The following is a 21,848-nucleotide window of genomic DNA, read 5'->3' as shown; positions in this document are numbered from 1 at the left end:
TTACGGAGAAGAGGTCTGTTCCATGACGCCCTTTCCCTCATCGGCACCGTTGAGCCGGCGCTCGTTCCTCGGCGCCACCCTGCTGACGGCCGGCGCCGTCGGCGCGCCGGCGCTGGCGGGCTGCACCACCGGGGGCGGCTCGGGCTCCGGCTCGGGCTCCTCGAAGACGGTCACGGTGATGTTCAAGAGCGCCGAGTTCACCAAGGAGCACATCGCGGAGTTCGAGAAGCTCAACCCGGGCCTCACGATCGAGTTCATCGAGGACGACCCGGCCCGGCTCAAGGCGATGATGTCGGCCGGCAGCCCGCCCGACTTCGTACGCGGACGGGCCGAGCCGCTCAATGTGTTCCGAGGGCTGGTCGAGCCGCTGGACCCGTACATCGACGCCAGTTCGGTCCTGAAGCGCGACGACCTGTTGCCCATCAACGACAACAACCGGTGGGACGGCAAGACCAACGGCACCGGCAAGTACTACTCGCTGATCAAGGACTGGAGCCCGGACGCCTGCCTCTGGCAGAACACGGCGCTGTTCGAGAAGGCGAAGATCGAGCCGCTGAGCACCACCGAGCCGATCTCCTGGGACGAGCTGCTGGAGCTGGGCAAGAAGCTCACGGTGCGCCAGGACGGCAAGACCGTGCAGTACGGCCTGGGCCTGGAGTGGGCCTGGTCGGTCTCGACCCCGATCCGGCTGATGGTCGCCCAGCAGGGCGGCACCCTCTTCAACGCGGACATGACCGAGATCGACTTCACCAGCCCCGCGGCGCAGCGGGCGGTCCAGTGGTACACCGACTTCGGCCGCGCCGGGATCGGCCCCACCGTGCTGAACCCGCTGCCCGACAACGCCGACTACTCCACTTTCGCCGCCGGGAAGATGGCCATCACCAAGGACGGCTTCTGGTTCGGCGGCAACTTCGCCAAGGCCCCCGCCGAGTTGCAGAAGACGATCCGGATGGCCCCGGCCGCGACCTTCGGCACCCGCATGAACATGAGCTACAACGGCGGCATGGGCGCCTGGATCCCGACGAAGGCGAAGAACAAGGACGGGGCCTGGAAGGTCATGGAGTACTTCATGAGCGGTCCGCCCGCCGTCGAGCGGGCCAAGAGCGGCTGGGGCCTGCCGGCGCTGAAGTCCCTGTGGCAGTACATCCCGCAGGAGCTCGACTACCAGAAGGAGGCGTTCAAGACCGCACAGGCGGAGCTGGAGCACCTCGTCACGCTGCCCTTCTCGCCATACGCCACCGCCGACCAGGTCAAGGCCGCCATCGAGACGCAGATGACCGATCTGCTCAAGGGCAACATCTCCGTCCCCGACGCCTGCGTGCGCATTCAGGACCAGATCAACAAGGACCTCAAGCGGGGCAAGGAACTGGTGGGATGACCACGCTGGCCGCCCCTCCCGCCCGGTCTCGCCACTGGCGGCGCTACCCCGCCTCGACGTTCTACCTGTTCGCCGCGCCGTGGATCCTCGGCTTCCTGGCGCTGACCATCATTCCGCTGGGCTGGGCGCTCGTCATCAGCCTGACCAACTTCGACGGGATGGCGCCGGGTTACCGGTTCATCGGCCTCAAGAACTACGTCGAGTTGTTCACCGACTATCCCCAGGCGCTGCGGAGCCTGTGGCAGACGGTGCTCTACACCGCCGCCGTGGTGCCGCTGAGCGTCGCCGGCGGCCTCGGCCTGGCGATCCTGGTCAACCGGCGGATCCGGGCCGTAGGCCTGATCCGGGCGATCTTCTTCCTGCCGTCGGTGGTGCCGGTGGTCGCGACTGCGATCATGTGGCGCCTGGTCCTGAACCCGGACGCCGGCATGCTCAACGGCATCCTGGACCTGGTCGGCCTGCCGTCGTCGATCTCCTGGCTCATCGACCCGTACGCCTTCTACTCCCTGCTGATGGTCTCCCTATGGGGCCTGGGCGGTGGCATGGTCATCATCCTGGCCGCCCTGCAGGACGTGCCGGGCGAGCTTAACGAAGCCGCGGTCCTCGACGGCGCCAACGGCTGGCAGACGATCCGGCATGTAACCATTCCGATGATCTCCCCGGTGCTGTACTTCCAGGTCGTCACCGGTGTCATCGGCGCCCTGCAGGTCCTGGTCCAGCCGATGCTGCTCGCCCAGACCAGCAGCATCGCGACAGCGGCCAGCGTGCCACCGAGCACCCACCTCTACATGGTGCAGGTCTACGAGAAGTTCTTCACCAACAACCGGTTCGGCTTCGGCTCCGCGATGCTCTGGGTCTTCTTCGTGGTGATCATGCTGATCACCCTCGCCCTGCAGCGCAGCAGCCGGCGCTGGGTGCACTACCAAGCTTCCACCAACGAGGACTGAGAGGCGGATCCCCGGTGACCACCCTGCTCACCCAGCACCCACCGGCCGGCGACACCGCCCCGGTCAACCGCCGGACCGGATCCGGCCGGGCCCGCGAGCGACGCCAGCGCCAGTCGGCGTTCGTCTACATCGCGATCGTCGTCTGCGTGGCCCTGTTCGGCGGACCGTTCCTGTGGATCCTGCTCACCGCGCTGGCCGCCCGGGAGCAACTCGCCGAGGGCGCCGGTGGGCTCCTGCGCTTCGACAATCTCCAGTGGGGCAACTTCGTCGAGGCGGTCACCCGCGTCGAGCTCGGCGCCTACTTCGGCAACTCGCTGTTCCTGGCCACGCTGACCGCCGTACTCACCACCGCGTCCAGCGCGACCGTCGGCTTCGCCTTCGCCCGGATCCGGGCCCGCGGCAGCAAGCCCCTGTTCACCATCGTGCTGGCCACGATGATGATCCCGCACATCGCCACGCTCATCCCGACGTACATGATGTTCTCCCGGCTCAGCCTCGTCGGCACCTACTGGCCGTGGGTGCTGTGGGGGCTCAGCGGGTCGGCGTACATGATCTTCCTGTTCCGGCAGTTCTTCGCCGCCATCCCGCTGGAGCTCGAGGACGCCGCCATCATCGACGGTTGCGGCTGGCCCCGGATCTTCGTGCAGATCTTCCTGCCGTTGTCCCGGCCGATCCTGCTCACCTCGCTGCTGCTGCAGTTCACCTGGGCGTGGGGCGACTACCTCACCCCCGCACTGCTGCTCACCCAGGACAACACCACCCTCTCCGTCGCCGTCACCAACGCCTATCTCGATCCGCTCGGCAACGGCATCCCCACCCTGCAGGCGGCCGGATCAATCCTTTACATCCTGCCGGCGCTGGTGATCTTCCTGTTCTTCCAGCGCTACTTCATCAGCTCGGCCCTCAGCTCCGGCGTCAAGGGTTGACTCCCGGGAAAGTGAGGAAGTGATGAGTGGTGCCTACCTCCTGGCCTACTTCAAGCCGGAAATCACCGCTGACGGCGAACAGGTGCGCTTCGCTGTCAGCGACATCGACGGCCCGGCCGGCTGGACGGAGCTGAACGGCGGGCGGCCCGTCCTCGTCAACGACCTCGGCGAGCGCGGCGTACGGGATCCGTTCCTCGTTCGCGACACCAGGAACGGCCGGTTCATCGTGCTCGGCACCGACCTGCGGATCTTCCCCGACCACGATTGGAAACGTGCGACACGTACGGGCAGCCGATCAGTCGTGATCTGGGAGTCGGACGATCTGGTCTCCTGGTCGCCGCCTACCCTGGTCGAGGTCGCGCCGCCCCACGCCGGCAACACCTGGGCACCGAAGGCGTTCTGGTCGCGGCAACGTGGCGCCTGGCTCATGATCTGGGCATCCGCGCTGTACCACGACACCACCGGCCCCGAGCAACATCAGCGCCTGCTCGCCGCGCAGACCGACGACTTCCGCACCTTCACACCGGCCGAGATCTACCACGATCCGGGGCACACGGTCATCGACGCGACCTTCCTCGTCGACCGGGGCGAATGGTATCGCTTCTCCGCCAACTCGCTGGGGGCCGGCTGCGCCGAGGAACGGGGCCGTCACATCCTCATGGAACGCGGCACCGCGCTCGAGGACCCGGCCTACGTGACAGTTGTGGAGGACATCGGCAAGCCCGAACTACGGCACGCCGAAGGACCGTCGGCGTTCGCCGGTTCTTCGGGTGACCGATGGTACCTGCTGATCGACGAGAACGGCCACCGCGGCTATCAGCTGTACAGCACCGGCGATCTCCCCTCGGGCCGGTGGAGCCACGACACCTCGGCCGCGCTGCCCGTGGATGCGCGGCACGGCTCCGTCCTGCCCATCACCCTGAACGAACGCGAACGGCTGATCAGAGCGTTCGGAACCGAACGCAGCCGGTAGCCCGGGATGCCGGCTCGTGACGCCGGTCGCTCTCAGCGGACGGGGACGGACCGAGTCCCGGACCACGATGTGAGCGCCGAGCATGATAAGACCGTTGTCGGCCGTGCCCGTTGTCCCCGGCGCTCGAACATGAGCCGGGCGGCGCGGCCGGGTTCTTCGTCGGCCGAACCCTCTACAGGGACGACGGCTCCACGGTTGCGGTGATCGTGACCCGGCGAGCAGGTCCTGGCCGTGCTCGGGCACGCCGGAGATGCAGCCGCCACCGTGCAGCCACAGCAGTGCGGGCAGCCTCTCCCCCACGGTCCCGGCCGGGCGGACCGCCGGCAACCGGCGGTCCAGCATCGTCTCGGTCACCTCGACCGGCAGGCCGGTGACCGGTCGCGGCTCGCCGGCGAGCGGTGCGGCGGCGGCACGGATCGCTGCCAGTCCGCCGTTGGCGCTGTCCCGTTTCGGCGCCGGGTCCATGGCGAGCGCCAGCTCGGGGTCGAGCAGCTCGCGCACGTCCGTGGTCTGGCCGGGCAGACGGTGCGCCTCCGGTCGCCGGTCCGCCCTCGCCTGATGGCCGGGCAGCCGGCTCCGGCCCGGCCATCAGGCGATCCAGGCAAGTTGGTCGAGGTGGATCTGCCCGTTCGACGCACTGATCGCCGAAGTCCGCGCGGCCGCACGAGCGCCTAACTGCGGAATTACGCCACAGTCGTGTTCAGATCCTCGATCCGCCAACCACGGGCCTTGAGTTCCTCCACGTTACTTGCGCGCTCGCCTCCCTCACCAAGCGACGAGAACGGGATGGGACCGATGAATCGGCGGTAGTCATCCGCGAGGTCGCCGGAATGTCCGGGAAGGGCTGCGGATCCTGGTCGCCGACATCCGCCGGACGGCCGGGAATTCGGGGTCGGTGTCGGCATGGTGGCGCTTCTCCGGCCTGGCCCTGTGCTCCGGACCATCAGCGGCAAGGTGCGCCGGGCGGCGATCCGGGAGCTCCTCCGCGACGGCGATCTGGCCTCGTTCAACCAGGACTCCGCCGTCAAGGGTCGAGGTGCGGGAGGCCCTCCGCGCGGCTCTGGGTCAGGCCTCCCAGCCGGCGACGGCGGCGCGGACCACGCCCTGTTCGGAGTCGGTCAGCAGTTCGGGCTCGGCTAGCAGGTGTGGGGCCGCTGCGGCGCGCTCGTGCTCCAGGCCGGGGCGGTCGAGCATGGTCAGGGCGGCGCGGCGGGCGGCCACTCGTACCATCGGATTGGTGTGTTCGAAGTTGGCGGCGACCGCCGGATAGAAGGACGGGATCGCCTCGCGGACGGCGTCGGCGTCCGGCTCGTTGTCGAACTCCTCGAATTCGACGGCGCTGCCGACGAGCACGTTCAGCCAGCTCAGCATGGCCGCCTTGCCCGCCTTGGTACGGGGATCGGTCAGGACGGCGACGACGTACCGCGCGGCCGGCAACGTGGCCGAGTAGAGGTTGCCCTGGTGGGTCAGGTTCCAGGTCAGGGCGTGCATGGCCGCGGCGAAGTCGGCCGTCTCCCCGTTGAGGAGCGGCTGCAACAGGCCGGGCAGGTCCTCCGCGGAACCGTAGGCGTCTTCCAGATCCCCCCAGGCGGTGGTGGCGAGGATGTCTTCCGGTGTGGTCACGGGGACGCATGTTAATCGGTTTGATCTTGAATGCCACGTCATTGCGCAAAGAATGACCGTCGGTGAGCGGACACACGCAGCCAGGTACTTTGCTGCACCGATATGACCACCTCGGCATGTTGACGGCCACAAATTCATCGATGAACGTGAATCAGTAGCGGTCGGTGCTCGGTGACACCGGCCATCACACGACCGAGGTGCCGATGACCAGGTTCCCGTCTTCCCGGCGATCACGGGCGCGCCGGCTGCCGGCCGCAGTGACGATCACGATGCTCCTGCTGATCTCTGCGGGGCTCATGCTGCCCGGCAGCGCGACCGCGGCCGGCCCCGACGCCGGCGAACCGGGTTACTGGATGGTGGCCTCGCCCACCACCGCCGTGGGTGAGCTGGCCGACGACCTCAACAAGCGCGGCTACGACGTCATGGAGGGACTGTCGCGAGACGGGGCGCCGATCCTGGCGACCGCGGCTCAAGCCCAGCGGCTACGGCGCGACGGCCTGAGCGTGCGGTACACCGGACCGCTCTACCAGCCGGTGCCGGTGTCCGTGCAGGCCGCTGCCGGCACCTACTACGGCGGCTATCACACCGCGGCCGCGCACGAGACCCACAACCAGCAGGTCGTGACGGCCCACCCGGAGCTGGCGGTCCTGAAGACCATCGGCCAGTCGTGGCTGAAGACCCAGAACCGGGGCGGTCACGACATCCAGGCCCTGTGCATCACGAAGATCACCACCGGTGACTGCGCGTTGAGCACCGCCGGCTCGAAACCGAAGTTCACGCTGATGGCCCAGATGCACGCGCGCGAACTGGCCACCGGTGAGCTCGCGTACATGTGGATCGACTACCTGGTGGCCAACTACGGCAAGGTCGCTGCCGTGACGAAGCTGATGGACACGACCGAGTTGTGGGTCATTCCGATCGCCAACCCGGACGGCGTCGACATCGTCTCGTCGAACGCGACGCGGCCCGTCTCCCAGCGAAAGAACGCCCACGACAACGGGTGCTCCGGCACCGGGCTCGGAGTCGACCTCAACCGGAACTCGAGTTACCACTGGGACGTCAACCAGGGCACCAAGTGCACCGAGACCTACCCCGGTGCGAGTGCCGCGAGCGAGCCGGAGACGCGGGCCATTCAGAGCTTCCTGGCGAGCATCTACCGCGACACCAAGCCGGCCGCCGACTTCTCGGCGGCGACGACCGCCACCACCGGCACGTTCCTCACGCTGCACAGTTACGCCGAGTTGAACATCTATCCGTACGGCTGGACGAACTCGCTCGCGCCGAACAACACCGATCTCAAGACGATCGCCACGAACATGGCCAAGTCCAACAGGTACACGGTCGTGCACGGCGACGGCGGTCTGAACTACTTCGCGCCGGGTGCCACCGACGACTGGATCTACGGCACGCTGGGTGTGCCCGGATACACGATCGAGGTCGGCCCCAGCAGCTCCTCATGCAGTGGGTTCTTCCCGGCGTACAGCTGCATGGCGTCTTTCTGGAGCCTCAACCTGCCCGCCTTCATGACCCTGGGGACAGCGGCTGCCAAGCCGTACCCGACCGGGAGCTGACACACGCCGTCGACGCTCGCGGCTTGCCGGCTAGGCGCGGCGCCACCGGGCGCGGTTGTCGCCCGACTTGTAGCTGCACTTCATCAGCGTGCCGGCCGAGGTATAGCCGCGGGCCCCTTCGGGAGTGCAGAACGCGCCGGGGTGGACGCCCTTGACGGTTTCTTCACCGTCGCCTGAGTCGGAGCCGCTCTCCTGCTCGCTCTTCTTGATGGCTTTGCGCCACTCGTCGGCGAAAGGGTGTGACGGGCACAGCATGAGTGCACCGGTCAGTTCGGTGGCCTGGGCTTCGCTCATGGTGAAGGTGTTCGAGAGGTAGACGTCAGCGGGGCTTGCTTGCGCACAGAGGTCGAAAAGTGAAGAGATGTCGGGTTCGGTGTACTCTGCCGCCTTCATCGCCTTCTTCTGCAGGCTGGTGGTGGGCGTCATCTCGACCTGCGGAGTGCCGTTCACCGCCGCGAGGTCGCAGTCGTACTGCTCGGCTTTCCAGACTTCGCGGAAGTCGTATCGGCCCTTCGAGTCGGCCGGCACGGTGAACGTCGTGGTGGTGGTCTGCTCCGCATCGGAGGAGCAGATCAGGTCGATACCGTGTTTCGGCGGTGGTGGCGTGGTCGTGACGGCCGCGGAGGGGGTCGGCGACGTGGCCTCGACCGGCGTGTCCGCGAGTGCTGCCGCGGCCGTGGCGGCCGTAGCCGGTTCAGCCGGCTTGTCGTCCTCGAACAGTGCACCGATCCCGGCGATGATCATGCCGACGACGGCCATCGACGCCAGGATGATCATGGCCCGGCGTTCCTCCCGTTTGCGTTTCTCCTCCTGCAGGCGGCGCTCTTCCTCCTTGCGGGCCTTCTCCGCCTCGCGGCGATCCATCCATCCTTGCCAGGGTGGGGTGATTTTCACGCGGCTACCACCGCGGCATTGAATCCGGTCGCCATGCCGGGCCGGGGGCGGCTGCACGACGGGTACGACGCACTCGTACCGGAAGCAGCCGGGACGGACCTCTCGTACAGCCGGTGCGAGAGACGGCCGGATAGTGGCGGCCAGGAATCATCGAGGTACGGCTGCGACATGAGATGAAGTGTGCCGCAGATGATCAACTGGCAGCGATGGACCGAATGGGCGATCCGTCAGTGTCGGGTACAGGCGACCACCTGCCCGCGCCGAAGGGTGCCGGCCCTGCTACGACATCGCGGGCGCGGCGCCGCCGGGGCGTGTCGTGGCCGCCGCCGGCTCATACCGGTGCCGGGTATCTTGCACGGCATGAGTGAGGCGAAACCGGCCGGGCCGCACGGGTATTCGGCGGAGAAACAGGCGCTGATGGCGCGGCTGAAGCGGGTCGAGGGGCAGATCCGTGGACTGCAGCGGATGGTCGACGAGGACACCTACTGCATCGACATCCTGACCCAGATCTCGGCCGCCAAGAGCGCCCTGCACGCGGTGGCGGTCGGCCTGCTCGAAGATCATCTGCGCCATTGCGTGGTGCACGCCGCGTCCGAGGGCGACGTGGACGCGAAGATCAAGGAGGCGAGTGCGGCTATCGCCCGGCTCGTGAAGTCCTGAGTCGGGCGATCGTTGCCACCGGCCGGGTCCGATCCGCTCACCCAGCTGCTGTCGAAGGTGCCGTGCCGTCGACCGGGTCGGCCTGATCGCTCGACGGCGCGGCCGGTTGAGCGGGCCTGTGGTTGCATCGCCGCCGTGACCGCCGTTCGCAAGGCCGCGGTATGCGGTCACCTCCGGACCGCTGGGTGGTCATCGGTTCGGGCGACGAGGGGTGGATACCCGGTCATGATCGGCGGGCCGGCAGTCGGCGTGGACACGACGAACCGGGGAACCCGGTCGAGGCCACGCACAGCGACCACGTTCGGGTCTGCGTGTTCCCTTTCACAGATCAACCTCACGTCGCGTCAAGCACACATCAGCACAGCGTGTCGACAAACCTCGCAGTGCCCTTCCAAATCGGACTCCCTCCGGCGCGGTCATCACTGTGCGTGATCGACTGCCGGGCCCAGGACCGGCGCGGGCCGGGCTATCAAGGAGGGGCGGCGGGCACCTGCTCGCCGGTCGTGCCGACCCGGACCACGCCGAGCCCTGCCCCGGTCCGGTGGCACGAACCGCATGACGAGTCATGAGGCAATCGGGGGCAGGGACGGGGGAACCACCATCGGTCCTCGACCGGCACGCCGTACTGCGGCAGCCGGGGTTGAGGGCCTCGGGGTGAAGCCGCCACCGTGCGGCCGGGCGACCTTCGCGCCCGAATCCGACAGCTAACCTCGCAGGCGTGCCGGAGGGAATCCATCACCGTGCGCGTAAGCACCCTGAGCCGGCCCACCCGTACCCTGGGAACCGGCACTCTCGCCCTGTCCGTGGGTCTCGGTCTGCTGACCGGCGGGCTCGGCACTCCGCAGTCAGCCTCCGCCGCGACGCAGTCCTCGACGGCCGCCTCCACGCAGGTGTCCTCGCCGACCAGCGTGGTGTTCAGCCAGGCCGGCATCACCGTCACGGCCGCGTCCCAGGCCGCCAAGTCCAAGGCGGCCGCGAATCGGATCATGACCGAGGCGGCGAAGCACAAGGGCAAGAAGTACAAGTTCGGTGCGGCCGGGCCCAAGCGGTTCGACTGCTCGGGCTACACCATGTACGTCTACAAGAAGGCGGCGGGCAAGAAGCTGCCGCACAAGGCCCACCTGCAGCAGCGGTACGGCAAGGCCGTCGCCAAGTCCAAGGCCCGCGCGGGTGACCTGATCGTCATCCGTACCGGAACGAAGGGCACGCACGCCGGCATCTACGCCGGTGGCGGCAAGATGTGGGCCGCGCCGCGAACCGGCAAGACCGTCACCAAGCAGAAGATCTGGACCAAGAACTACGTGGTACGGCGCCTGGTCTGACCACAGTGCGGGGATGCCCGTACGTGATTCATGCTCGGGCATCGCACAGTGCCGCCTGCATCCGTCCTCGGCGGGTGCGGGCGGCACTGTCGTACGACCTAATTCTTGATGCCGGTGAAGCGGCGCAGCCGCAGGCTGTTGGCGACGACGAACACCGAGCTGAACGCCATCGCCGCTCCGGCGATCATGGGGTTGAGCAGCCCGGCCGCGGCCAAGGGTAGCGCTGCGACGTTGTAGGCGAAGGCCCAGAACAGGTTGCTCTTGATGATGCGCAGGGTTCGCCGGGACAGCAGGATCGCGTCGGCGGCGGCCATCAGGTCACCACGGACCAAGGTCAGGTCGGACGCCTCGATCGCGGCGTCGGTGCCCGTGCCCATCGCCAGCCCGAGGTCGGCCTGGGCCAGGGCGGCGGCGTCGTTGACGCCGTCGCCGACCATCGCCACGACCTTGCCCTGTTCCTGCAGCCGTTTGACCACGTCGACCTTGTCGGTCGGCAGCACCTCGGCGATCACTTCGGTGATGCCGACCTGCGCGGCGACCGCCCGAGCCACGGTCTCGTTGTCCCCGGTGAGTAGCACCGGCGACAGGCCCAGCGCCCGCAACCGGGCGACGGCGTCGCGGCTGGTCGCCTTGACGGTGTCGGCGACGGCGAGGACGCCGCGGGCCTGGCCGTCCCAACCGGCGACCACGGCGGTCTGCCCGGCCTTGTGGGCGGCGGCGACGGCCTGCTCGACGTCGTCGGGCACCGTCAACCCGGCCTGGCGCAGCAGCGCGATGCGACCGACGTGCACGGCGTGGCCGTCGGCGGTGCCGGTGACACCGAGCCCTTCGGTGCTGGCGAACCCGGTCACCTGCGGCAGCGGCGCGCTGTCGGCGGCCGCCGACGCGATCGCCTGAGCGATCGGGTGCTCCGAGGCGGCCTCGACCGCCCCGGCCAGGCGTAGCAACTCGTCACGGTCGACGCCTGCGGCGGGGACCACGTCGACCAAGCTCATTCGGCCGGTGGTCACGGTGCCGGTCTTGTCCAGCACGACGGTGTCCACGGTCCGGGTCGACTCGAGGGTTTCCGGGCCTTTGATCAGGATCCCGAGTTGCGCGCCGCGGCCGGTGCCGACCAGTAGCGCCGTCGGGGTGGCCAGGCCGAGCGCGCAGGGGCAGGCGATGATCAGTACGGCGACGGCGGCGGTGAACGCGGCCGTCCAGCCGGAGCCGGTGCCGACCCACCAGCCGAGCGTGGCGACGGCGAGGGCGATCACGATCGGCACGAACACGCCGGAGATGCGGTCGGCGAGCCGCTGGACGGCGGCCTTGCCGGTCTGGGCCTGCTCGACCAGCTTCGCCATCTGGGCGAGCTGGGTGTCGGCGCCGATCCGGGTGGCCCGTACGATCAGCCGGCCGCCGGCGTTGACGGTCGCGCCGGCCACCGGGTCGCCGGGGGCGACCTCGACCGGCACGGACTCGCCGGTCAGCATGCTCACGTCGACGGCCGAGGTGCCGTCTTCGATGACGCCGTCGGTGGCGATCTTCTCCCCCGGCCGGACCACGAACCGGTCCCCCACCGCCAGGTCGGCGACCGGGATCCGCCGTTCGGTGCCGTCGCGCAGCACGGCGACGTCCTTGGCGCCGAGTTCCAGCAGGGCCCGCATGGCGGCGCCGGCCCGGCGCTTGGAGCGGGCCTCGAAGTAGCGGCCGGCGAGGATGAAGGTGGTGACCCCGGCGGCGGCTTCCAGGTAGATGGCGCTCGCGCCGTCGGTGGTGCCGATGTCGAGGCTGAACGGGTGGGTCATGCCCGGTGTGCCGGCGGTGCCGAAGAACAGTGCCCACAGCGACCAGCCGAATGCGGCGATCGTGCCCATCGAGATGAGGGTGTCCATGGTCGCGGCGCCGTGGCGCAGGTTGGTCCAGGCGGCTTTGTGGAACGGCAGCCCGCCCCAGACCACGACCGGGGCGGCCAGGGTCAGCGACAGCCACTGCCAGTAGGTGAACTGCCAGGCCGGCACCATCGCGAGCAGCACCACCGGCACGCTGAGCACGATCGAGGTGAACAGGCGGGTCCGCAATGTCTGGAGTTCGTCGACCGGCTGCGCCTGTTCGGCGGGGTCGTCGCCGGGCTGTTGCGGTGGCGGCGGTGGTTTGGCGGTGTAGCCGGTCTTCTCGACGGTCGCGATCAGGTCCTCGGCGGTGACCGCGTCGGGGTAGGTGACGCTGGCCTTCTCGGTGGCGTAGTTGACGGTCGCGACCACGCCGTCCATGCGGTTGAGTTTCTTCTCGATCCGCGCGGCGCAGGAGGCGCAGGTCATGCCGCCGATCGCCAACTCGATCCGGTTCGGGGCCACGGGCGGCGGCCCGGCGACGGTTGCCATGGCGCTCTCCTTTCAGTCGTGGGTGTGGCCGTCGGCGCCGTGTCCGGACGGGCTCGGCGCGGCGGAGGCGGCCGGTGGCGTAGCGCTCGGCACGCCGGTGGCGGCTCCGGCGACGGCGGTGAACTCGGCGGTACGGACCTTCCCATCGTGCTGGAAGTCGAGGTAGAGCCGGTAGGCGCCGGCGGACGGAACCTCGGCGTGGAAGGCGACGTCGGGGCCGGCGGTGGTGCGGCCGTCGCCGGGAGTGCCGTCGGGGTGTACGTGCAGGTAGGCCAGGTCACCGTCGCGCAGCGCGACCAGGTGGCCGTACGCGCCGAGGTAGGGCTGCAAGTCGGTGACCGGCTCGCCGTCCTTGCTGACCGACAGGGTCAGCTTCGACGAAGCGCCGGGGTTCAGGTCTCCGGTCAAGGTGACGGTGTAGCCGTCGACCGTCGTGGACCTGGCGGTCGCGGGAAGCGGGGCGGGCTGGTAGTCGCCGGCTGCGGGGACGTCGGCGCCGAGGGTGAGGCCGTCGTGCCCGGCCGGCTGGAAGTCGGCGAAGACCCGGTACTGTCCGGCGGCAGCCACGGCGAGGGGGATCGACCAGACGCCGTCGCCGCCGAGCTCGGGGTGCACGTGCTGGAACCCGGACAGGTCACGGCGGACCACGATCAGGTGCAGGTCCTTGTCGTGGCTGGTCGTGTAATCGGTGACCGGCCGGTCGTCCGGGCCGGTGATCTGGAAACGGAACGGCTGCGGCGTACCGGTCGAGAGGTTGCCGCTGAGTGGGGTGAGCCGGTAGCCGTCCTGGCCGATCTGCAGCCCGGCCGGCAGCACCGCTGCCGGGGTGTTCTGCTCGGGTGTCGTGTCGGTGTGGCCGCCGCCGTGGGCGGCCGGGGTGGTGGGTGCGGGTGCCGGGAAGAGGCTGCCGAGGCCGAGGGCGGCCGTGAAGACGGCCGCCAGCCCGATGCCGAAGCCGCCCAGCTTGATGGCGGTGTTCACGACTACCTCGCGAGTTCGTAGCCGGCCTCGTCGACGGCCGCGGCGACCGCGGTCTCGTCGACGGGCTGGTCGCTGGTGACGGTGACCGTGCCGGAGGCGAGGTCGACCTGGACGTCGGTGACGCCGGGGATCGCGCCGACCTCGGCGCTGACGGAGTTGACGCAGTGCGAGCAGGTCATGCCGGTCACGGTGTAGGTCTGGGTAGCCATCACGATCTCCCTTGCCGTTGGACGTGCGCGGTGGGACGTCACCGCCCACGACCAACCATACCCATACCCCCCAGGGGTATCAAGTATCGGGGTGGTGATGCGCTGCACGGCGCGCGAGGAAAGGGTCAGCGGGCGGCCTCGGGCCACGTGCCGGTCAGGCCAGTCGTAGTGTGGTCAGGCAGGTCGGAGCGTCTGCGCGGGTGCTGATCTTCGACTCAGCGGTCTTGCCGTCAGAGGTGATCCGCAGAGTGCCGGTGATGTCGCGCGGCAACCAGAACCCGACGAAGCCGTTGGCGAAGGTGGTCCGCGACTCGTCCACCAGAACCGCACCGTCGGCATCGTCGACGATCTCGACCTGCACCTGCCTGCCGGCCAGTTCACCCTTGCAGCCGGTGAGCGCATGGAAGAAGCAGTCGTGGGTCTGCTGCAGGTACGGGCCGGCCGACAGGTAGAACCGGTCGGCGGGGATCGGCAGGCGGTACTCCTGCCCGCCGTCGGAGATCAGCAGCTCACCGACCCGCAGGGACGCCTTCAACCCGGCCGGGCGCTGCTGCGGTGCCAACCGGTCGAGCTGGTCGATGACCTCCACCGTGCTCTTGCCGGCCAGGCCGTAGCGGGCCAGCAGCGGCTGCGCCTCAGCCGACGACGACGCCGCCACGGTCACGCCGGCCGGTCCGGCAACGGGGGCAGAACCGTCGGCGCCGGTGCACCCGGCCATGGTCAGAACCGACACCGCACCCACGAGAAAGAGCCGTTTCATGCTCCCGATTCTCCTTCGGAAAGAGGTCACACGCTTGACCGGGCGCGCAAGTCAGGACCAGGACGGGCCATCCTGCCGTCTTTTGACTGCCAACCTGCAGGAGCCCGATGGGTTACTGACCCTTGCCGTTTGGTGGACCGCTGACCCAGCGTCACCGGGCGCGGGCCACTGCGGCGCGTCGGCCAGTGGGCCGCGGACGGCCGGGCACGTGAGGCCCGGCCGTACGCGGATCTACGGGATCAGAGGCGTTCGAGGATGGTCTTCATCGTGGTGATCTCGGCCTGCTGATCGGTGATGATCTTCTGCGCGAGGGCTTCGGCCTCGGGATTGGAGCCCTGCGCCACCTCGGTCTGGGCCATCTCGATCGCGCCCTCGTGGTGGCTGATCATCATGGTCAGGAAATGCCTGTCGAACGCGGCTCCCTCGGCGTCCATGAGCTTTTGCATGTCGGCGTCGGTCATCATGCCGGGCATCGAGCCGTGGCCCATGCCGGAGCCGGTGCTCATGTGCGGTGCGGGGGCGGGTTTGCCCCAGGCGGTCAGCCAGCCGGTCATGGTGTCGATCTCGGGCTGCTGTGCTGCCTGGATCTTGCCGGCGAGCTCTTTGACGGCGGCGTCGGCGGCGCGGCCGTCGGCCATGTCGGCCATCTGCACGGCCTGCTGGTGGTGCGGGATCATCGCCTGGGCGAAGGTGACGTCGGCGTCGTTGAACGTGCCGACCGCCGACGCGGCCGGGGACGCGGCGGTGGTGGCGCCGTGGTTCATGCCGGTGTCGCCCGACGGGTGGTCGCTGCCGCCGCAGGCCGACAGCACGAAGGCGGCGGTGACGGCGGCGCCGGCGAGCAGGCCGCGGCGCAGCACGGTGGCGGGCAGGTGGGAATGACGCATCATGGCGGTTCATGACCTTTCGGCAGGATGTCGGGTACGCGCGAACGCCTCGGCACGACCGCTGGTCCGGTCGCCGTCGAGGTGGCGTTGCTATATGCGCAGTACCGCTGCCGATGCGAGCGTGAGCCCGGTGGTGCGATCCGGTGGCGCCCGCGGGGACAGCGCCCGCAGAACCGCGGGCACCGGCAGCAGACGGTGGTCGCGGACTGCGGTGAGCAGCCAGAGCAGCATCACGATCACGGCCAGCCCGGTCAGGATCGCCAGGCAGGCGCTCCAGGCGCCGGAGCCGTGCCCGCCGTGGCCGTCGCAGTGCCCGTCCGGACACGGCTGCGCCGCGGTGACCGCCGCAGACAGCATCTCGGGGGCACCCGCCGGGATCGTGCTCATGCCGGTCGTCGCCGGGTGCGCGTCGGCACGGACGCCGGTGTGGCCGAGGGTGTGCATCAGCGCCAGCCCGAGAGCCGTCGCCAGCAGCAGCGCAAGGCGGGCCGCATGGCCCACCGTGGTCGCTGCCGCCCTCGTCACGGCGTCCACGGTATCGCGCGTGAGGTGACGGCCATCCGCCACGGGTCGCCGTCGAGCCGGCGGCCTGATGCCGGCCGTCGGACCGATCAGGTGCCGGGCCGACGCCCGAACGTGTGCACACGGGCCCCGGTCCGCAGATGTCCCCACACGGCCACGGCATCGCGGTGCAGCAGGTTGACGCAACCGTGCGAGCCGCGGGCGGTGTCGTGCAGGTACGTGGTCGTCTCGTGGAAACCCATGCCGCCGGTGAACCGCTGCCAATACGGCAGCCACACCTCGTACGGATCCGACCACTCCTTCTCGGCCCGCTTGTTGATCCGGAAGCTCCCGGCCGGGGTGGCGTGGCCGGCGAAGCCGGTCCGCACGACCGTCGGTCCCGCCACGACGGCACCGTCACGCATCACCCACGCGGTCTGCAGCGTCAGATCGACACAGGCGGTGGTCCCCTCGCCGGCGTCACAGCGTTGCAGATTCGCCGGCTGAGAACTCGCGTCGATGCGCCGGGCGACATCAGCGGTCGTCGCGTCGGCCTGCCCGGCGGCAGGTTCGATGCCGAACCGCTGCTGGAAGCCACGAATGGTGGCGCAGTCCGTCGGTGACTGTCGGCCGTCGACGCTCACCGCGCCGAACGAGCCGAGCTGAGCCAGGTGTTTCTCGATGTCGTATTGCAAGGGGCCGCCCGCGCACGGCGCCGTAGCAGCGCGCGAGGTGGCCGGGTCTGATGTCGCCTGTGCGGGCTTCTCAGGTTCGTCGGCGGAGGCCGTGGCGGCTTTGTGGCGGATCACGGTGACGAACGGTTCTCCGGCAGGCGCAGCCTGCTGCGTCGGCAGTGGGGCCGTGGACGTGGTGATCGGCGGGGTGGAACCGATCAGGTCGGCGATGTCGGCCGCGCCGGCGGCGGCAGCCACGCCGAGCACCGCAGCCGCGCTCAGCAGGTACGCCGCTGCTGATGAACCTGACACCCTGCACCCCGCTCTGCGCCCGACCCGACAGTCGAGAGATCGGCGCCTCGGGCCGCCGGGATGCACCGTTGCGGGGAGTAGTCGCGGTGCGATCTTCGCCTGCCGAAACCGGAGGCGGGCTTGGTACCGACCTCGCCGTCGCCGGGCGTGACCACCACCCTGCATCGGGCGGAATTCCCGTCCGGGGCGGGTCGGTGGCCCTCGTCCCGGGACGTGCGGACTCGAACACTGAAGTCCGGAACGACGGTGGATCCCGCAACGGTCACCGAAAGGCTCGACATCCATGAACCGGTCGGCCTCGGACATCGACCGGATGACGGTCAACGGGATCAAAGACGCCAGGAATGACCTACGAGAGGAATACGCAATGCAGAAACGTACGCTCCTGACCGCGCTCGGCGGCGTCGCGGCACTCGCCGCCGGTGTCCTGGCGTTTCCGGGGGCGGCCATGGCCGCCAACCCCTCCACGATCAGCAATCCGATGCAGACCGTCTGCCTCGAGCCCGAAGGCAAGTCGATGAACCGGGGAGTGCTGATTCTGCAGGCGCCGTGCGACGGGTCGGCTGCGCAGCGCTGGACCCGGGACGGGCTCCACTACATCAACCTCGGCAGCGGTCTGTGTCTCTCGGCCGGGCACGTTCCCACCGAGGCCGGCCACATCCAGACCAGCCAGTGGCCGTGCAACCGGAACAGCGAGCTGAACTGGGAGTCGGGGTCTTCCGTACCCGGCGCTGTCACGTCCTTGATCTCTCGGATCTCCGGCACCCGCGACAAGTGCCTCGAGCTGCCCGGCGGATCACCCTGGCCCGGCAACGGCGCGTGGCTCAGCAGGTGTAACGGGCAGCTCGCCCAGCAGTGGCTGATCCCCGGCTAGCAGCTCGGTCGGAGAGCGGGCACGCAACGGCGCGCTCGTTCTCCGACCGCCTGGGCCGGCACGCTTGACCGCCGGTCACCGGACCAGTCCGGCCCGGTACGCCATCAGGACCGCCTGGGCGCGGTCGCGGGCGCCGACCTTCGTCAGCACGGCGGAGATCTGGTTACGCACCGTCTTCTCGGCGATCGTGAGCTGCTCGGCGACGGACCGGCTGCTGTGCCCGTCGGCGAGCAGCAGGAGCAGGCGCAGCTCCCGGGGATTCAGCGCGTCGAACGGCGCCGGTGGCTGCCCGGAGTCACCGCGCGTGACGCCGGGTCCGAACACGTTGCCGCCTGCCGCCACCGTCCGCGCCGCTGCCACGATGATCTCGGGCTCAGCGTCCTTGAGCAGGTAGCCGTCGGCGCCCGCGTCCAGTGCCGAGCGCACCGCGCGGCTGTCGGCACTCATCGACAGCACCAGGCAGGGGCAGGCCGGACTGGCCCGGGCCAGCCGGCGGACCAACTCGGCGCCGTCGCCGTCGGGCAGGCGCAGGTCGACGATGGCCAGGCCGGGAGGATGGGCGTCGGCGGCCTGCCGGGCCTCGGCCAGGGTGCCCGCCTGGCGGACGTCGCCCACCCAGGGCTCCAGGGCCAGCAGCGCGGCCATGCCGCGCCGTACCACGGGATGGTCGTCGACAACAAGGACACTACGGGACGACATGGTCGGGGAGTCTACGGTCCGGCCGGCCGGGCAGGCCCGCGATCGGTCGGAAAGCTTACCGATGCGTTGTTGTCCCTCACCTGAGGTCATGAGGATGAGCCGATGCAACCAGCACAAGCAACGAAGCCCACGAATGTCGTCATCGTCCTGGACGGCACCACCGAGGCACAGTCCTGGGTGGACCTCCTGGTCGTCCAGGCGCGGTCGGGGGTGGGCGGCTGGCCGCACGCGCACCCGACCATCCCGCCGAGCCAGATCACCGTGTCCGAGCTGAACTCCGCCATCGGGCGCTTCTTCGTCATGGACGGTCGGCCCTGGTCGGTGCCGGGCGACGGGTACCCGCCGCTGGACCAGCCCGGACACCCCGTGGCCGACCCAGGCGCCGGCGACCCGGGCAACCGGGGCACCCGAGCCCACAATCTGCTGCACAGTCTCATCGGGAACTTTCATTGAGCGAAACCGGTGCCGCGACCCGGTCGACCGTCCGGCTCGCTTGGGCGGTGGCTTCGGTGTCCGCGATCCTGCTCGCCGTCGGCCTCTGCGCCACCGTGCTGGACCTGGGCGCCGCCCAGCCCACGGAGTGGTCGGACTGGCTGCTGGCGGTGCTCTGTGTGCCGCTCGGTGTGCGGGTGGCGGTGTATGCGCCCGGCAACCCCTGCGGTTGGCTGCTCTCCGGCGTCGGCCTGCTCGCGTCCGGGACCTTGGCCGCGTCGGTCGATGACGCCGGGCCGCTGCTCTGGACGCGGGAATGGCTGTGGTGGCCGGCGACCGGCCTGCTGATCCTGGTCCTCCTGCTGTTTCCCGACGGTGTCGGCGCCTCCCGTCTGCGGCGCTGGGCGGCCCGTGCCGCGGGTGCGGCCACCGTCGCCGGTACGGTGGCGTTGGCGCACCTGGCCGTCCGGGCGCCCGCCGGTTTCCTCGCCGAACCGATTGCGGTGACACCCGGCTGGGACACCGCGGTCCTGCTCGCCGCGCTGCTCGTGCTCGCCGGGTCCGCGCTGCTCGCGCCGGGCGTTCTGGTGGCCCGGATCCGCCGTGAGCCGGCCGGGCGGCGCGGCCCGCTGATCTGGGCCGCCGGCAACGCCGTGCTGCTGTGCACCGGGCTCGTGCTGGACACCGTCGCCGGGATCCCGCTGACCTGGCTGGCCGTGGTGGTGGCGGTGCCGGTCGCGACGGTCGTCGGCGTCGTGCGCTACCACCTGTACGACATCGACCTGCTCGTGCATCGATCGGTGTCGTACGGCCTGTTCGCCTGCCTGGCCATCGCCGGCTACACGGCCGTCGTCGCGGTCGCCGCCAGACTGCTGCCGGGCGCGGCCCCGGTGGTGGCCGCGGTGGCGGTGGTCACCCTGCTGCCGCTGCGCCAGCGCATCGACACGCTGCTGCGCCGGACCCTGTACGGGCTGAGCGCCGACCCGTACCGGCTGGCCGGGGCCCTGAGCCGCCGGATCGGTCTGGCCCGCACGCCGGACGAGGTGCTCCGCGCGGCCGTCGACGTGATCGGCGCGGGCTTCCGGGCGCCGTATGTGGCGATCCATCTCGACGATCGGTCGCCGGCTCAGAGCACGACGGGACGCCGCCGGGACTGGCCGGTGTCGACTGTCGACCTGGTCCACCGCGGCGTACCGACCGGCCGGCTGGTGGTCCAGCCCCGGGGCCCCGACGAGCCGTGGAACCGCCGGGAGCGGGCCCTGCTCGATCACCTGGCCGGGCAGCTCGCGGCGTCGGCGGCGTCGGTACGGCTGACCCGGGAGCTCCAGGCCGCCCGGGAGCGTCTCGTGCTGGCGAGGGAGGAGGAGGTCCAGCGGTTGCGGCATGACCTGCACGACGGCGTCGGTCCCTCCCTGTCCGGTGCCCGGATGCTGGTGAGCGTCGGCCTGGCGGACGGCGGGACAGCCGACGGACGGGCCAACCTGCAGCAGATCGGCGACTGCCTGACCGACGCCGCGGAGGAGATTCGGCGGCTGGTGAACGGGCTGCACCCGCCGGCCCTGCAGCGGGGGCTCGCGGCGGCTCTGTCCCTGGTCGTCCAGCGACACGAGATCGGTGGGCCGGTCATCGAGCTGAGCGTCGACGGCGAGCTCGCCGACGTGCCGGCCGCCGTCGAGGTGGCCGTCTTCCGGCTGGTCGATGAGGGGCTGCTGAACGTCGTCCGGCACGCGTCGGCTTCCCACGCGCGGGTGGACGTGCGACGTGTCGGCGCGGTCGTGCGGGTCGTGCTGGACGACGACGGCGTGGGCGGCGCGGCGAGTACGCCGACGGGTGTCGGCCTGGAGTCGATGCGGCGCCGCTGCGAGGATCTCGGCGGCACGTTCCGGCTCGTCGATCTGCATCCGGGGACCAGGTTGTCGGCGGTCATCCCGCTGCCCTGACCCCGCGCCGGCGATACCGGAGAATCCTTCGAGTTAATCCTTTTGTCGATGCTCGTACGCTTTTACGCGCAGACATCTACGACCGGTCGGCAGATACCTTCCGCGACTCCGCTGGAATTACTGTCCTGTCATGACCGTGGAATCATTGTTGTCTCTGGGCGGCGTTGACGACGATTGGGCCAGGAGCCGGGGCCTCATCACGTATCCCACGCGTGCGCAGGTGCTGGAAACGGCAGTATTCCTGTCCCGTGCGACGCCGGGGAACATCGTCGAATTCGGTACCTATCGTGGCTACTCTTCTCGGGTATTGCGAGACGAGCTGTGGCGGGCCAAACTGTGGGACCGAAAGCAGTGGAAGAAGAAGATCTTCGCGTGTGACTCCTTTGAAGGACTCCCGGAGGACTACGAGAAGCTCCCGGCCGGAAACTTCGCCACGCCTGTTCCCCGGCTGTTCGGGATCCGTATCGTGAAGGGGTTCTTCGAGGACTCGCTGACCCCGGCCCTGGCTGCGGAGGTCGGGCGGGTCAGCCTCGCACACCTGGACGCCGATCTCTACAGCTCGACGATGACCGCCCTGGAATGGCTCCGTCCCCTGCTGGGGCCGGGCAGCCTGTTGCTGTTCGACGAATTCCTCGGCGCGGATCCCGCGGAAGCGCGTGCCTTCACCGAGTGGACGGCGCGACACGGTATCAAAACGGAATTGCTCGCGTTGTTCGGCCGAGAGCCGAGCGGAAAAGACAGCCGCAGTGACCGGCGCGCCCTATATCAGGTGGTCAGCGACAAGCCGCTGGCCAAGCCCGCTCCTCTCGCACCGGTGCGTTGGCGACGGCGGCTCATGTCGACCTGGTAGATACGGCGAAGAACCGACGTCCACGGCGTGCCAAGATATCGAATCTCGACGGGTGGTCAGGGCGCCGCGGTA

At 69.5% G+C, this 21,848-nt stretch carries 21 protein-coding genes and 1 riboswitch; of the genes, 11 read left to right on the top strand and 10 right to left on the bottom strand.

The genetic code is table 11. From position 1 onward, the window contains the following. Positions 1-22: 22 nt before the first annotated feature. From Q0Z83_RS12895 to Q0Z83_RS12880, 4 genes are read left to right on the top strand one after another with little or no spacing between them, the layout of a single operon-like run. Positions 23-1,378 carry an extracellular solute-binding protein gene (locus Q0Z83_RS12895; protein ID WP_317794119.1) on the top strand — a complete coding sequence of 452 codons (1,356 nt, stop codon included), beginning with the start codon at positions 23-25 and terminating at the stop codon, positions 1,376-1,378. Then, positions 1,375-2,325, top strand: coding sequence for a carbohydrate ABC transporter permease (locus Q0Z83_RS12890; RefSeq protein WP_317794118.1), 951 nt, complete (start codon positions 1,375-1,377; stop codon positions 2,323-2,325). Before Q0Z83_RS12895 ends, Q0Z83_RS12890 begins: the two co-directional genes overlap by 4 nt. Before the next feature lie 14 nt (positions 2,326-2,339). Then, positions 2,340-3,251: a carbohydrate ABC transporter permease gene (locus tag Q0Z83_RS12885; protein ID WP_317794117.1), complete on the top strand. Its 912-nt coding sequence runs from the start codon at positions 2,340-2,342 to the stop codon at positions 3,249-3,251. 22 nt (positions 3,252-3,273) lie between these two features. Then, positions 3,274-4,224, top strand: coding sequence for a glycoside hydrolase family 43 protein (locus Q0Z83_RS12880; protein ID WP_317794116.1), 951 nt, complete (start codon positions 3,274-3,276; stop codon positions 4,222-4,224). A gap of 1,065 nt (positions 4,225-5,289) precedes the next feature. Here the strand turns inward: Q0Z83_RS12880 and Q0Z83_RS12875 are convergent. Further along, positions 5,290-5,847, bottom strand: coding sequence for a hypothetical protein (locus Q0Z83_RS12875; protein WP_317794115.1), 558 nt, complete (start codon positions 5,845-5,847; stop codon positions 5,290-5,292). Positions 5,848-6,050: 203 nt separating this feature from the next. Between Q0Z83_RS12875 and Q0Z83_RS12870 the strand changes: the two genes are divergently transcribed. Beyond that, on the top strand, positions 6,051-7,418 hold the full coding sequence (locus Q0Z83_RS12870; protein ID WP_317794114.1) for a M14 family zinc carboxypeptidase: 1,368 nt from the start codon (positions 6,051-6,053) through the stop codon (positions 7,416-7,418). Positions 7,419-7,448: 30 nt separating this feature from the next. On the opposite strand, the gene Q0Z83_RS12865 is transcribed toward Q0Z83_RS12870, so the two are convergent. Beyond that, positions 7,449-8,282: a hypothetical protein gene (locus tag Q0Z83_RS12865; protein WP_317794113.1), complete on the bottom strand. Its 834-nt coding sequence runs from the start codon at positions 8,280-8,282 to the stop codon at positions 7,449-7,451. A gap of 390 nt (positions 8,283-8,672) precedes the next feature. Between Q0Z83_RS12865 and Q0Z83_RS12860 the strand changes: the two genes are divergently transcribed. Then, the gene (locus Q0Z83_RS12860) at positions 8,673-8,972 is read left to right on the top strand and encodes a metal-sensitive transcriptional regulator (RefSeq protein ID WP_317794112.1); all 300 of its coding nucleotides are present in this window, start codon (positions 8,673-8,675) and stop codon (positions 8,970-8,972) included. 608 nt (positions 8,973-9,580) lie between these two features. Then, a riboswitch (cyclic di-AMP (ydaO/yuaA leader) is annotated at positions 9,581-9,706 on the top strand. Between the two features lie 6 nt (positions 9,707-9,712). Beyond that, entirely contained in the window at positions 9,713-10,294 is a 582-nt protein-coding gene (locus Q0Z83_RS12855) for a C40 family peptidase (RefSeq protein WP_317794111.1), read from the top strand. Positions 10,295-10,392: 98 nt separating this feature from the next. Here the strand turns inward: Q0Z83_RS12855 and Q0Z83_RS12850 are convergent, their stop codons facing one another. From Q0Z83_RS12850 to Q0Z83_RS12820, 7 genes are all read right to left on the bottom strand, one after another. Next, positions 10,393-12,657 carry a heavy metal translocating P-type ATPase gene (locus Q0Z83_RS12850; protein WP_317794110.1) on the bottom strand — a complete coding sequence of 755 codons (2,265 nt, stop codon included), beginning with the start codon at positions 12,655-12,657 and terminating at the stop codon, positions 10,393-10,395. Positions 12,658-12,669: 12 nt separating this feature from the next. Beyond that, on the bottom strand, positions 12,670-13,638 hold the full coding sequence (locus tag Q0Z83_RS12845) for a hypothetical protein (RefSeq protein WP_317794109.1): 969 nt from the start codon (positions 13,636-13,638) through the stop codon (positions 12,670-12,672). A gap of 2 nt (positions 13,639-13,640) precedes the next feature. Next, positions 13,641-13,847: a heavy-metal-associated domain-containing protein gene (locus Q0Z83_RS12840; protein ID WP_204299584.1), complete on the bottom strand. Its 207-nt coding sequence runs from the start codon at positions 13,845-13,847 to the stop codon at positions 13,641-13,643. A 154-nt stretch (positions 13,848-14,001) separates the two neighbouring features. After that, the gene (locus Q0Z83_RS12835; RefSeq protein ID WP_317794108.1) at positions 14,002-14,607 is read right to left on the bottom strand and encodes a CueP family metal-binding protein; all 606 of its coding nucleotides are present in this window, start codon (positions 14,605-14,607) and stop codon (positions 14,002-14,004) included. Positions 14,608-14,846: 239 nt separating this feature from the next. Continuing rightward, on the bottom strand, positions 14,847-15,497 hold the full coding sequence (locus Q0Z83_RS12830) for a DUF305 domain-containing protein (protein ID WP_317794107.1): 651 nt from the start codon (positions 15,495-15,497) through the stop codon (positions 14,847-14,849). A gap of 87 nt (positions 15,498-15,584) precedes the next feature. Continuing rightward, positions 15,585-16,019: a DUF6153 family protein gene (locus Q0Z83_RS12825; protein ID WP_317794106.1), complete on the bottom strand. Its 435-nt coding sequence runs from the start codon at positions 16,017-16,019 to the stop codon at positions 15,585-15,587. A gap of 86 nt (positions 16,020-16,105) precedes the next feature. Continuing rightward, positions 16,106-16,981: a L,D-transpeptidase gene (locus tag Q0Z83_RS12820; protein WP_317794105.1), complete on the bottom strand. Its 876-nt coding sequence runs from the start codon at positions 16,979-16,981 to the stop codon at positions 16,106-16,108. A gap of 367 nt (positions 16,982-17,348) precedes the next feature. Here Q0Z83_RS12820 and Q0Z83_RS12815 point away from each other — a divergent pair, with 367 nt between their 5' ends. Next, the gene (locus Q0Z83_RS12815) at positions 17,349-17,855 is read left to right on the top strand and encodes an RICIN domain-containing protein (protein WP_317794104.1); all 507 of its coding nucleotides are present in this window, start codon (positions 17,349-17,351) and stop codon (positions 17,853-17,855) included. A gap of 75 nt (positions 17,856-17,930) precedes the next feature. Here Q0Z83_RS12815 and Q0Z83_RS12810 read toward each other — a convergent pair whose 3' ends face one another. Then, complete coding sequence (locus Q0Z83_RS12810) at positions 17,931-18,554, bottom strand: response regulator transcription factor (RefSeq protein WP_317794103.1); 624 nt, start codon at positions 18,552-18,554, stop codon at positions 17,931-17,933. 102 nt (positions 18,555-18,656) lie between these two features. On the opposite strand from Q0Z83_RS12810, the gene Q0Z83_RS12805 reads away from it, so the two are divergent. From Q0Z83_RS12805 to Q0Z83_RS12795, 3 genes are all read left to right on the top strand, one after another. Next, the gene (locus tag Q0Z83_RS12805; RefSeq protein WP_317794102.1) at positions 18,657-19,007 is read left to right on the top strand and encodes a hypothetical protein; all 351 of its coding nucleotides are present in this window, start codon (positions 18,657-18,659) and stop codon (positions 19,005-19,007) included. A 56-nt stretch (positions 19,008-19,063) separates the two neighbouring features. After that, positions 19,064-20,926: a sensor histidine kinase gene (locus Q0Z83_RS12800; protein ID WP_317794101.1), complete on the top strand. Its 1,863-nt coding sequence runs from the start codon at positions 19,064-19,066 to the stop codon at positions 20,924-20,926. A 130-nt stretch (positions 20,927-21,056) separates the two neighbouring features. After that, positions 21,057-21,776: a TylF/MycF/NovP-related O-methyltransferase gene (locus tag Q0Z83_RS12795; protein WP_317794100.1), complete on the top strand. Its 720-nt coding sequence runs from the start codon at positions 21,057-21,059 to the stop codon at positions 21,774-21,776. The last annotated feature ends 72 nt before the right edge of the window (positions 21,777-21,848 follow it).

Source organism: Actinoplanes sichuanensis (genome assembly GCF_033097365.1).
Lineage (GTDB): Bacteria > Actinomycetota > Actinomycetes > Mycobacteriales > Micromonosporaceae > Actinoplanes > Actinoplanes sichuanensis.
The sequence above is the reverse complement of the archived record's forward strand: the minus strand, read 5'-3'. Positions and strand labels throughout refer to the sequence as shown.